At 72.0% G+C, this 11,196-nt stretch carries 10 protein-coding genes; 5 read left to right on the top strand and 5 right to left on the bottom strand.

The genetic code is table 11. The annotated features are described in order from the left end of the window. Positions 1-158 precede the first annotated feature (158 nt). Entirely contained in the window at positions 159-962 is an 804-nt protein-coding gene (locus tag DW309_RS06615) for an IclR family transcriptional regulator (protein ID WP_240753140.1), read from the bottom strand. A gap of 53 nt (positions 963-1,015) precedes the next feature. Between DW309_RS06615 and hutH the strand changes: the two genes are divergently transcribed. The 3 genes from hutH to hutI are packed head-to-tail and all read left to right on the top strand — an operon-like array spanning position 1,016 to position 5,419. Continuing rightward, a complete protein-coding gene (hutH, locus tag DW309_RS06610; protein WP_136044911.1) occupies positions 1,016-2,557 on the top strand; it encodes a histidine ammonia-lyase in 1,542 nt (513 codons plus the stop codon). Beyond that, entirely contained in the window at positions 2,550-4,214 is a 1,665-nt protein-coding gene (hutU, locus tag DW309_RS06605; protein ID WP_136044910.1) for a urocanate hydratase, read from the top strand. Before hutH ends, hutU begins: the two co-directional genes overlap by 8 nt. Before the next feature lie 23 nt (positions 4,215-4,237). Further along, positions 4,238-5,419, top strand: a complete 1,182-nt coding sequence (gene hutI, locus DW309_RS06600; RefSeq protein ID WP_136035667.1) for an imidazolonepropionase — start codon at positions 4,238-4,240, stop codon at positions 5,417-5,419. 72 nt (positions 5,420-5,491) lie between these two features. Here hutI and DW309_RS06595 read toward each other — a convergent pair whose 3' ends face one another. Then, positions 5,492-6,409 (bottom strand): arginase family protein, encoded by a 918-nt coding sequence (locus tag DW309_RS06595; protein ID WP_136044909.1) that lies wholly within the window; start codon positions 6,407-6,409, stop codon positions 5,492-5,494. A gap of 1 nt (position 6,410) precedes the next feature. Continuing rightward, positions 6,411-7,688, bottom strand: a complete 1,278-nt coding sequence (locus DW309_RS06590; RefSeq protein WP_136044908.1) for a DUF445 domain-containing protein — start codon at positions 7,686-7,688, stop codon at positions 6,411-6,413. Between the two features lie 36 nt (positions 7,689-7,724). Here DW309_RS06590 and DW309_RS06585 point away from each other — a divergent pair, with 36 nt between their 5' ends. Beyond that, positions 7,725-7,997 carry a metal-sensitive transcriptional regulator gene (locus DW309_RS06585; RefSeq protein ID WP_045255889.1) on the top strand — a complete coding sequence of 91 codons (273 nt, stop codon included), beginning with the start codon at positions 7,725-7,727 and terminating at the stop codon, positions 7,995-7,997. Positions 7,998-8,018: 21 nt separating this feature from the next. Here the strand turns inward: DW309_RS06585 and DW309_RS06580 are convergent, their stop codons facing one another. Both DW309_RS06580 and DW309_RS06575 read right to left on the bottom strand, forming a co-directional pair. Continuing rightward, complete coding sequence (locus DW309_RS06580; RefSeq protein WP_136044907.1) at positions 8,019-9,407, bottom strand: aspartate aminotransferase family protein; 1,389 nt, start codon at positions 9,405-9,407, stop codon at positions 8,019-8,021. Positions 9,408-9,432: 25 nt separating this feature from the next. Then, entirely contained in the window at positions 9,433-10,917 is a 1,485-nt protein-coding gene (locus DW309_RS06575; protein ID WP_136044906.1) for a CoA-acylating methylmalonate-semialdehyde dehydrogenase, read from the bottom strand. A 98-nt stretch (positions 10,918-11,015) separates the two neighbouring features. On the opposite strand from DW309_RS06575, the gene DW309_RS06570 reads away from it, so the two are divergent. Then, the coding region (locus DW309_RS06570) for a hypothetical protein (RefSeq protein WP_136044905.1) at positions 11,016-11,196 on the top strand (181 nt) is incomplete at its 3' end.

Genomic DNA, 11,196 nt, shown 5'->3' with positions numbered 1-11,196 from the left:
TGGTACTGCAGGGGGGACCCTGTGGGAGAGTAGGACACCGCCGGACTCCTTTTAGTCAAGAAGGCCACCCAATGCTGGGTGGCCTTCTTGCGTTAACGGGCCGCGCCGCCTTGCGTTAACGGGCCGCGCCGCCGAACCTGCGCGCGCAGGGCACGGCCTCAACGCGTCGTGCGGGCCTCGAGAAGCGCTGCAGCCTCGCGGACCTCCGTGGCCAGTGCTGCGTCGCGGCCGTCCTGCGGTGCGTCTCGGCTGTCGCCGGCCCAGGTGACCGCCACCGCAGCGACGGGCCATCCTGTGCGATCCGCGACGACGGCACCGACGGACCGCAGGCCGTCCGCGACCTCGCCGTCCTCCGTGGCGTACCCGCGGTCCCGCACCTGCCGCAGCAGCTCCCGCAGCTCCGACGGCCGACGAGGACCGCGACCCGTCCGGTCCGGGAACGCCGAGGGCCCGGGATACAGCGCCCTGATCTGTTCACGGGGCAGCGCGGCGAGCATGGCACGGCCCGTCGCCGTGAGATGAGCGGGGAGGCGCACGCCGACATCGGTGACCAGGGCCGGGCGCCGGGCTGCACGTTCTTCCACGATGTACAGCACGTCACTGCCGCTCATCACGGCGAGGTGCGCACTCTCTCCCAGGCGGTCGGAGAGCGCCGCGACGATCGGCCGGCCGAGACGGGCGAGCGGTTGCTGTCGGGCATACCCGCCCGCGAGCTCGAACGCGGCGGTGCCGAGCGCCCACCGCCTGTCGTCGCGAAGGTGGATCACGAAGCCGCGGGCGGCCAGCGTGTTCAGCAGGTGATAGACGGTGGAGCGCGGAAGCCCGAGCTCACGCGCGATCGCCGACGCCGCGACCGGCGCCGGACGGGTGGCCAGGTGGCTCAGGATCCGCAGCGTCTGGTCGGCGGCCGGCACGCTCGTACCGGCCACGGCGCGCTCGCTGCTGTCTGGGATCACAGACACAGGATCTCACGAAGACACCGCGCGACGGGGCCGTCGGGTGTGGAATCGGATCCATGAGCTCTTCCACCCCCGTCGTCGTCGGTCGCGGTCCCGTGTCTCTCGCGGATGTCGTCCGCGTGGCTCGTCACGGAGCACCCGTCGTCGTTCCCGCCGAGGCCCTGGAGCGGGTGGCCGAGACCCGTCGTGTGATCGACGGGCTCGCGTCGGACCCGCACCCACACTACGGGGTGTCCACCGGCTTCGGCGCGCTGGCCACGACGTTCATCGCGCCCGAGCGTCGTCTGCAGCTGCAGGCGAGTCTGATCCGCTCGCACGCCGCCGGTACCGGTCCGGAGGTCGAGCGCGAGGTGGTCCGCGGACTGCAGCTGCTGCGCCTGCAGACCCTCGCCTCCGGTCGCACCGGGGTGCGGCCCGCGGTGGTGGAGACGTACGCGGCGCTCCTCAACGCCGGCATCACACCGGTCGTGCGCGAGTACGGCTCCCTCGGCTGCTCCGGCGATCTGGCGCCCCTCGCCCACATCGCGCTCGCGACCATGGGGGAGGGGGACGTGCGCGACGCGCAGGGGACTCTCCTCCCCGCCGCCGACGCCCTGGCTGCCGCGGCGATCGCTCCGCTGACACTGGTCGAGAAGGAAGGCCTCGCGCTGATCAACGGCACGGACGGCATGCTCGGCATGCTGGCGCTGGCCCTGCACGACCTCGACACGCTTCTTCTCACGGCTGACGTGGCCGCGGCGATGTCCATCGAATCGCAGCTCGGTACCGACGCCGTCTTCGCTGCGGACCTGATGGCGCTGCGTCCGCAGGCGGGACAGTCGATCTCGGCGGCACATCTTCGCGCGCTGCTCGCCGATTCGCACATGGTGGCCAGCCACAAGGGGCCGGAGGACGGACGTGTGCAGGACGCCTACTCCCTCCGGTGCTCTCCGCAGGTGCACGGGGCCGCCCGGGACACGGTCGCGCACGCCGAGACGATCGCGCTGCGCGAGCTCTCCAGCGTGATCGACAACCCGGTCATCACCCTCGACGGCCGCATCGAGTCCAACGGCAACTTCCACGGCGCACCCGTCGCCGCCGTGCTGGACTTCCTGGCCATCTCGGTCGCCGACGTCGCCTCGGTGTCGGAGCGCCGCACCGATCGCGCGCTCGACCCCGCGCGCAGCCACGGACTGCCGCCCTTCCTGGCCGCGGAGGTGGGCGTGGACTCCGGCCTCATGATCGCCCAGTACGCCGCGGCGGGCATCGTCTCCGAGCTCAAGCGCCTGGCCGTGCCCGCCTCGGTCGACTCGATCCCGTCGTCGGCGATGCAGGAGGACCATGTCTCGATGGGCTGGGCGGCCGCCCGCAAGCTGCGCCGTGCGATCGATGGACTGTCGCGCGTGCTCGCGATCGAGATCCTCACGGCTGCGCGAGCCCTCGATCTGCGCGCGCCCCTCGAGGCCGGAGCCGCGACCGGTGCCGTCCGCGACCTCGTGCGGACCGTCGCCGCCGGTCCGGGCCCCGACCACTACCTCTCGCCGGACATGGAAGCCGTGACCGCACTCGTCCAGTCGGGCCAGGTCGCCCGCATCGCAAAGGAGCACATGCATGAGTGACACCGTCGAACCAAAGAGCCGCACCGTCCGCGCTCCGCGAGGGAACACCCGCACCGCCAAGAGCTGGGGTGCGGAAGCCGCCAAGCGCATGCTCATGAACAACCTCGACCCCGAGGTCGCCGAGCACCCCGAAGAGCTCGTGGTCTACGGCGGGACGGGCCGCGCGGCGCGCAGCTGGGCCGCATACGAGGCGATCGTCCGCACGCTCGACGAGATCGAGCCCGACGAGACGCTGCTCGTGCAGTCGGGCAAGCCGGTCGGCGTGTTCCGCACGCACGAGTGGGCGCCCCGCGTGCTCATCGCGAACTCGAACCTCGTGGGCGACTGGGCCACGTGGCCCGAGTTCCGTCGGCTGGAGGAGCTCGGGCTCACCATGTACGGGCAGATGACCGCGGGGTCGTGGATCTACATCGGCACGCAGGGGATCCTGCAGGGGACGTATGAGACGTTCGCGGCCGTCGCCCGCTCGCTCGGACGCGATTCGTTGCGCGGCACTCTCACGCTGACCGCCGGCGCCGGGGGCATGGGGGGCGCGCAGCCCCTCGCCGTGACGCTGAACGAGGGAGCCGTGCTGATCGTCGACGTGGACGAGACCCGGCTCGCGCGTCGCGTCGAACATGGCTACCTCGACGAGTACACGCACGACCTCGACGCCGCCGTCGCCCGAGCGGTCGCCGCGAAGGACGCAGGACAGGCGCGCTCCGTGGGCGTGGTCGGCAACGCCGCCGAGATCTTCCCCGAGCTGCGGCGCCGCGGAGTGCCCATCGACATCGTGACGGATCAGACCAGCGCGCATGACCCGCTCGCCTACCTGCCCGTCGGCGTATCCGTGGCGGACTGGCGAGCAGAAGCCGCGCGGGACCCGGAGGAGTTCACCCGACGGTCGCGGGCGTCGATGGCGGCGCACGTCGAGGCGATGGTCGGGTTCCTCGACGACGGGGCGGCCGTGTTCGACTACGGCAACTCCCTCCGCGCGGAAGCCGAGCTCGGCGGTTTCGACCGCGCGTTCGTGTTCCCCGGCTTCGTACCCGCCTACATCCGTCCCCAGTTCGAGGAGGGTCGAGGGCCCTTCCGCTGGGTTGCGCTCTCCGGCGACCCCGCCGACATCGCGAAGACCGACCGCGCGATCGCCGAGCTGTTCCCGCAGGACACCGCCCTCCGTCGTTGGCTGGACAAGGCCGGGTCCTCCGTGCAGTTCGAGGGCCTCCCGGCACGCATCTGCTGGCTCGGTTACCAGGAACGGCACCTCGCCGGGCTGAAGTTCAACGAGATGGTGGCCTCGGGGGAGCTGTCCGCGCCGATCGTGATCGGTCGTGATCACCTCGACGCCGGGTCGGTGGCGTCGCCGTACCGCGAGACCGAGGCGATGAAGGACGGCTCAGACGCGATCGCCGACTGGCCGCTGCTCAACGCGCTGCTCAACACGGCCTCGGGCGCCTCCTGGGTGTCGCTCCACCACGGCGGCGGCGTCGGCATCGGGCGCTCGATCCACGCGGGCCAGGTGACCGTCGCGGACGGCACGGACCTCGCGGCCGAGAAGCTCGCGCGTGTGCTGACGAACGACCCGGGGACGGGCGTGATGCGGCACGTGGACGCCGGGTACGAGCACGCTCGCGAGGTGGCGCGCGAGCGCGGCCTGACGATCCCGATGCTCTGACCCGCCCGGACCCAGGAGACCGCATGCCCACGCTCATCACCCGCATCGGCGAACTCACCACGAACGTCGTGAGCGACCGCGATCCCTGCGGTACCGCCGTCGACGCAGCTGTGCTCCTCGACGAGGGGCGCGTCGTCTGGACCGGCCCCGCTGGCGATGCCGCGGCGCGCACCGCCGGGCTGGCGGACCTCGAGGTCGTGGACGCTGCCGGACGTGCCGTGATCCCCGGGTTCGTCGACAGCCACAGCCACCTCGTGTTCGCGGGCGACCGCGCCGCCGAGTTCGAGGCCCGCATGGCGGGGCGCCCGTACACCGCCGGAGGCATCCGCTCCACCGTGGCCGCGACCAGGGCGGCGACGGACGCCGAGCTGCGGCTGCGGCTGCGGCGGTTCCGCGACGAGATGCTCGCGCAGGGCACCACGACCGTCGAGATCAAGAGCGGATACGGGCTGAGCGTCGAGGACGAGGAACGGCTCGTGCGGCTCGCCGCCGAGATCACGCCCGAGGTCACGTTCCTCGGAGCGCACGTCGTGCCACCGGAGTACGCGGATCGCGCCGACGAGTACGTGGACCTGGTGGCGGGTCCCATGCTCGACGCCTGTGCGCCGCACTCCCGGTGGATCGACGTGTTCTGCGAGACCGGCGCCTTCACCACCGCGCAGTCGCGGCGCGTGCTGGAAGCCGGCATCGCCCGGGGACTGGGCGCGCGGGTGCACGCCAGCCAGCTCGGCCCCGGCGCGGGGGTCCAGCTCGCGGTCGAGCTCGGCGCCGCGTCGATCGACCACGGCACCTACCTGACCGATGCGGACGTGGCGGCGCTCGCCGGATCCGACACCGTGCTCACCCTGCTGCCCGGGGTGGAGTTCTCGACGCGTCAGCCGTACCCGGACGCGCGACGACTGCTCGATGCGGGGGTGACCGTGGCGCTCGCGTGCGACACCAACCCGGGGTCGAGCTTCACCTCGTCGATGCCGTTCTGCATCGCCGTGGCCGTGCGCGATATGGGCATGACCCCGGCGGAGGCGGTGTGGGCGGCCACGGCCGGCGGCGCCCGCGCCCTGCGCAGAGACGACATCGGCACGCTCGCACCGGGTGCACGCGCGGACCTGGTGCTGCTGGAGGCGCCGAGCCGCGTGCACCTGGCCTACCGCCCCGGCGTTCCGCTCGTGCACCGGGTGTGGAAGGACGGCGTCGAGGTGGGCTGACCGCCCGCGCTCCGGCTCAGGAGCGGACAGCGTCCGCCGCGGACACCCTCGCCGGCCTCGCCGGCACGATCCTCATCGGCGAAGGGCGAGTCCGGTCAGCAGCTCCAGCACGCACAGGGCAGCGAGTCGCACCGTCCGAGCGTCGGCGGCATCGGCGGTCGCGTCGACCTCGGCGACGTCGGCGCTCACGACGCGGGGATCCGACGCCACGGCACGCGTGAGGGCGCGGAGCTCCCACGCCTGCAGCCCACCGGGGACGCTCGCCGGACAGCCGGGAGCGACGGCGCGGTCGCACACGTCCACGTCGATGTCGAGGTGCACGCGCGGGTCGGCGCCCGCCCCCGCGACCTCCAGCGCCTCCGTCACCACGTCGGCGGCACCCCGCCGCCGCAGCTCGTCGAGCGTGATCACCCGGATTCCCCACTCGGCCGCGCGTCGGGCGTAGGCGACCGAGTTCGCGAAGTCCGCGATCCCGATCTGCACGACCCTGGTGGGGTCGAGCCGCGTCGTCGGCAGGAGCGACGCCACCGGGGTGTCCTCGACCAGGCGCCGCACCGGGCTGCCGTTGGACACGCCGTCGCGGAGGTCGAAGTGCGCGTCGAACGTGATGAGCCCCGTGGCCCGCGCACCGAGAGCGACCGGGTACGTGAGGGAGTTGTCTCCGCCGAGGGCGACCACGAGCTCCGCCGCCTCCGAGAGCTCTCGCACGCGGGCGATCACCTCTGACTCGCCCTCGGGCCCGTCCGGCTCGGCGATGTCACCGGCGTCGGTGATGCGCAGCAGCTCGTTCAGGTCGCGGGGCGGCGGACCCATCGGCGCGGTGCCGTAGCGGGGGAGGGCCTCGCGGATCGCGGCGGGAGTCGCGTGCGCTCCGGTCGGCGACAGCGAGGTGCGCCAGGTCGGCACGCCCAGCAGCACGGCGTCGGCCGCGGCACCGAACGCGGGCCAGGATCCGGCACGGGGCCAGAGTGGGTCGTGGGACAGTGGCATGTCAGACTCCCGGGATCAGGGCGTGCGCGAGCGTGAAGATCGCCAGGCCCGCGAGCGCGCCCACCACGGTGCCGTTCAGGCGGATGTACTGCAGGTCCCTGCCCACCATCAGCTCGATCTTCTCGGTGGTCTCGGCGGGGTCCCAGCGCTCCACGGTGTCGGTGATGATCGAGGCGATGTCATGACGGTAGCGCTCGACCAGGAAGACCGCGGCGTCGGACACCCAGGTGTCGACACGACGCTGCAGGGCGGCGTCCGTGGTGAGGCGCTCGCCCACCTCCTGCAGCGCCTGCACCGCCCGGCTCCGCAGTCCGCTCTCCGGATCGGCGAGCGAGGTGAGCAGTCCGTTCTTCGCGGTGTTCCAGGCCTCGGCGGCCAGCGCTCCCACCCGGGGGCTGTCGAACAGCGACGCCTTCGCGCTCTCGAGCTTCGCGCGGGTCGCCGGGTCGTTCTGCAGGGCGTCGGCCAGCCGGGCCAGATAGCCGTCGACGGCCAGGCGTGCCGGGTGGTGCGGATCGGCCTGCACGGCGCGCACGAACTTGAGGGCCTCGTTGTACACCGTGTCGTCGACGAACCGATGCGCGAGCTTCGGAACCCAGCCGGGGAGGCGTCGCGACACGAGCCCGGTGAACGAGGTGGCGTTGGCCTCCAGCCAGCGCTCGATGCTGTCGGCCGCCAGGTCGACGGCACCGTGGTGCGCCTCGGACTCGACGATCTTCTCCAGCCAGGCACCGGCGGGCGGACCCCACTCCGGCGCCACCAGGTGCTCACGGGCGAGATCCGTGAGCAGGTCACGGACGTCGTCGTCGCTCAGGGCGTTGAGCACCGCCGTCGCGATCGTCGCGCCCTCCGCGGCGACGCGTTCCGCATGGGGCTCCTCCCGCAGCCACTCGCCGGCGCGGCGCGCGATCGCGGTGGTCGACAGCTTCGTGCGCACCACGTCGGCGGCCAGGAAGTTCGTCTCCACGAACTCGCCGAGCGTACGGCCGATCTCGTCCTTGCGGTTGGGGATGATCGCCGTGTGCGGGATGGGCAGCCCCAGGGGGCGACGGAACAGCGCCGTGACCGCGAACCAGTCCGCGAGAGCACCGACCATGCCGCCCTCGGCCGCCGCGCGCACGTAGGAGAGCCAGCCGACGCGCTCCTGGAACGCGAAGGCGATCACGAACGCGAAGGCCATGAACAGCAGGGCGCCGAGGGCGACGGCCTTCATCCGCCGCAGCGCTCGCCGCCGTTCCTGATCGGCGAGGGAGAGCAGCGTCGTGGGTGTTCGCGGCATGACGTCATCCTTTCACGGGGCGAGTACCCTCGATACGTGATCGAAGACATCAAGAAGCGCGCCCTGCATCGCACGAGCATCCTCGAGGGTCAGATGCGCGGCGTCGCGCGGATGATCGAGAACGAGGAGTACTGCATGGACATCATCACGCAGTCCCGGGCGATCCAGCGCTCCCTCGAGTCTCTCAACCGGTTGCTGCTCGAGAACCACCTGCGCACCCACGTGACTCACATGTTCGAGGAGGGCGGCGAGGAGCGCGACAAGGCCGTCCTGGAACTGCTCAAGGCGTTCGACTTCGACTCCAAGTAGCCCCGCCGGCCGCCCGGCTCCTCAGCCGGCGGCCACCTCGTCCGCCACGGCCAGTGCCTCGTCGATCACCCCCAGCCCGCGCCGCAGCTCCTCCTCCTCGATCACCAGCGGCGGCGCGACGTGCACGCGGTTGAAGTGCGTGAACGGCCAGACCCCTGCGCGTCGAGCGGCCGTGGCGAACGCGACCATGGGCGCAGCGTCGGCACCCGCGGCGTTGAACGGCACCAACGGCTCCCTGGTCTCCGCATCCCGCACGAGCTCGACCGCCCAGAACAGCCCGCGCCCCCGCACCTCGCCCACGGACGGGTGCCGTTCGACCCAGGAGCGCAGGGTCGGCTCGACGACGCGCTCGCCGAGGTCGCGGACGCGCTCCAGGATCCCGTCCCGGCGGAACACCTCGAACGTCGCGACGCCGGCCGCGCACGCCAGCGGATGCCCGGAGTACGTGAGCCCGCCCGCGAACGGCATCGTGTCGAACGCGCGGGCGATGCGGTCGGAGATCACGACACCGCCGAGGGGCACGTAGCCCGAGTTCACGCCCTTCGCGAAGGTGAGGAGGTCGGGCTGCGCGCCGAACGCGTCGATGCCGAACCACTCGCCCAGGCGCCCGAACCCCACCATCACCTCGTCGGCGATGTAGACGATGCCGTAGCGGTCGCACAGCGCGCGCACCCCCGGGAGGTAGCCGGGCGGCGGCACCAGCACGCCGTTCGTGCCGACGACCGTCTCGATGATGATCGCCGCGATCGTCTGCGGTCCCTCGAGCTGGATGGTCTGCTCCAGGTGGGCGAGGGCGCGCTCGGCCTCCTGCTCCGGCGTCTCGGCGTGGAACGGGGAGCGGTACAGGTACGGGCCGAAGAAGCGCACGGCTCCCGCGTCGGCGGTGTCGTTCGCCCAGCGGCGGGGGTCGCCCGTGAGCGAGATCGCGGTCGAGGTGGAGCCGTGGTAGCTGCGGTACATCGACAGCACCTTGCGGCGCCCGGTGGACTGGCGGGCCATGCGCACCGCGTACTCGTTCGCCTCGGCGCCGCCGTTGGTGAAGAACACCTTCTCGAAGCCGTCGGGCGCCACCTCGGAGATCAGCCGGGCGAGCTCGCCGCGGACGTCGTTGGCCATGGCCGGCTGGATGGTCGAGAGCCGCCCCGCCTGCTGTTGGATGGCGGCCACGAGGTCGGGGTGCTGGTGACCGAGGTTCAGATTGACCAGCTGGCTGGAGAAGTCGAGGTAGGCGTTGCCGTCGTAGTCCCAGAACGTGGAGCCGCGCCCCGCGGCGACGGGCAGCGGATCGATCGCCGCCTGCGCGCTCCAGGAGTGGAAGACGTGCGAGCGGTCGTCGGAACGCACGCGCGCGTCGGCCGCCGCATCGGGCAGGGGAAGGGTGGCGCCGTGCCGATCGGTGTAGGTGGTCATAAGTCGTGCCTTCCGGTCGCGGTGGTCAGTGGTTGCTCGGAAAGCCCAGGTCGATCTGGGAGGGGGTGTGGTCGGGCCAGCGGGTCGTGACGACCTTCGAGCGGGTGTAGAAGTGGATGGACTCGGGACCGTAGATGTGGGAGTCGCCGAACAGCGAGTCCTTCCATCCGCCGAACGAGTACGCGCCGATCGGTACAGGGATCGGCACGTTCACCCCCACCATGCCGACCTCGACGTCGAACTCGTACTGGCGGGCGGTGCCGCCGTCGCGCGTGAAGATCGCGGTGCCGTTGCCATAGGCGTTGGCGTTCACGAGGGCGACCGCGTCGGCGTAGGTGTCCACACGGACGACCGACAGCACCGGGCCGAAGATCTCCTGGTCGTACGCGGCCATGCCGGGACGCACGTTGTCGAGCAGGCTCACGCCGAGGAAGAACCCGTCGGAGTCGAACTCCTGCCGCGTGCCGTCGACGACGACCGTCGCGCCCTCCGCCGGTGCGCCGTGCACGTACGAGGCGACCGCGTCACGGTGCTCGCGCGTGATGAGCGGTCCCATGTCGCTCGCGGCGTCGGTGCCGGGGCCGATCCGGAGTCGGCCGATGCGTGCTGCGACCGCGGCCACCAGGTCGTCGGCCACGTCGCCGACCGCGACCAGCACGGACACCGCCATGCAGCGTTCACCCGCGGAGCCGTAGGCGGCGGACGCGGCCGCGTCGGCCGCGGCGTCGAGGTCGGCATCGGGCATCACGACCATGTGGTTCTTCGCGCCGCCGAGCGCCTGCACCCGCTTGCCCGCGGCCGACGCCCGCCGGTAGATCGAGCGCGCGATGGGTGTCGAGCCGACGAAGCTCACCGCATCCACGCGGGGCGCGTCGAGCAGGGTCTCGACGGCCTCCCGGTCGCCGTGCACGACGTTGAGCACGCCGTCGGGGAGCCCGGCCTCCCGGAACAGCTTCGCGAGCCAGACCGCCGCGGAGGGGTCCTTCTCGCTGGGCTTGAGCACGACCGTGTTGCCGCACGCGATCGCTGACGCGACCATCCACAGCGGCACCATGACCGGGAAGTTGAACGGGGTGATGGCCGCCACGACACCGACCGGCTGCTTGACGGAGTGCACGTCCACGCCGCGCGCGACCTGTTCGCTGCGCTCGCCCTTGAGCAGGTGCACGAGCCCGGCGGCGAACTCGACGTTCTCGATGCCGCGCGACACCTCGCCCGCCGCATCGGAGAGCACCTTGCCGTGCTCGGATGTCACGATCGCCGCGAGCTCGGACGTGCGGTCGGCGAGCAGCTGCCGCAACCGGAAGAACACGTCGGCGCGTTTGATCAGGCTGGTGGCCCGCCACGCGGGGAGCGCCGCGGCCGCGGCGGTGACGGCGGCCTCGACTTCCGTGGCGTCGGCGAGCGCCACCTGCTTCGTGATCCGGCCCGTCGCGGGGTCGTACACGGGGGCGGTGCGGCGTGCCGCCGCGGTCTCGCTGCCGTCGATGATGTGTCGGACGATGTCCACGGTTCCTCCGCTGGGTGATGCGCGTGACCGGACACTCTGACCGGCGCTCGCTACGCTGGGTGCGAGTCCATGGTCACAGAGCCGGCAGGAGATGCGGAGTGTCAGAACGTCGGGAGTTCACCCCGTCCGAGACAGATCGTCCGGAGCGACACGGATCGCCGCTGCTGCGGGTGGCGGACGTGGTCGCGCTCCCCGTGGTGCAGGACGGTGCGCCGCGCGTGCTCGTGGGCGGGGCGGCGCTGGACGCGGACGTGCGCTGGGTGCACGCGTCCGACAGTG

The sequence above is a fragment of the Microbacterium sp. K41 genome (assembly GCF_004794395.1).
Classification (GTDB): domain Bacteria; phylum Actinomycetota; class Actinomycetes; order Actinomycetales; family Microbacteriaceae; genus Microbacterium; species Microbacterium sufflavum.
This window is presented reverse-complemented; position numbering and strand designations above follow the sequence as displayed.

Excerpts from the sequence above, each read along its gene's own strand:
- DW309_RS06580 (WP_136044907.1), bottom strand. The coding sequence starts at position 9,407 with ATGACCACCTACACCGATCGGCACGGCGCCACCCTTCCCCTGCCCGAT.
- DW309_RS06595 (WP_136044909.1), bottom strand. The coding sequence starts at position 6,409 with ATGCCACTGTCCCACGACCCACTCTGGCCCCGTGCCGGATCCTGGCCC.
- hutH (WP_136044911.1), top strand. The coding sequence starts at position 1,016 with ATGAGCTCTTCCACCCCCGTCGTCGTCGGTCGCGGTCCCGTGTCTCTC.
- DW309_RS06590 (WP_136044908.1), bottom strand. The coding sequence starts at position 7,688 with ATGCCGCGAACACCCACGACGCTGCTCTCCCTCGCCGATCAGGAACGG.
- hutU (WP_136044910.1), top strand. The coding sequence starts at position 2,550 with ATGAGTGACACCGTCGAACCAAAGAGCCGCACCGTCCGCGCTCCGCGA.
- hutI (WP_136035667.1), top strand. The coding sequence starts at position 4,238 with ATGCCCACGCTCATCACCCGCATCGGCGAACTCACCACGAACGTCGTG.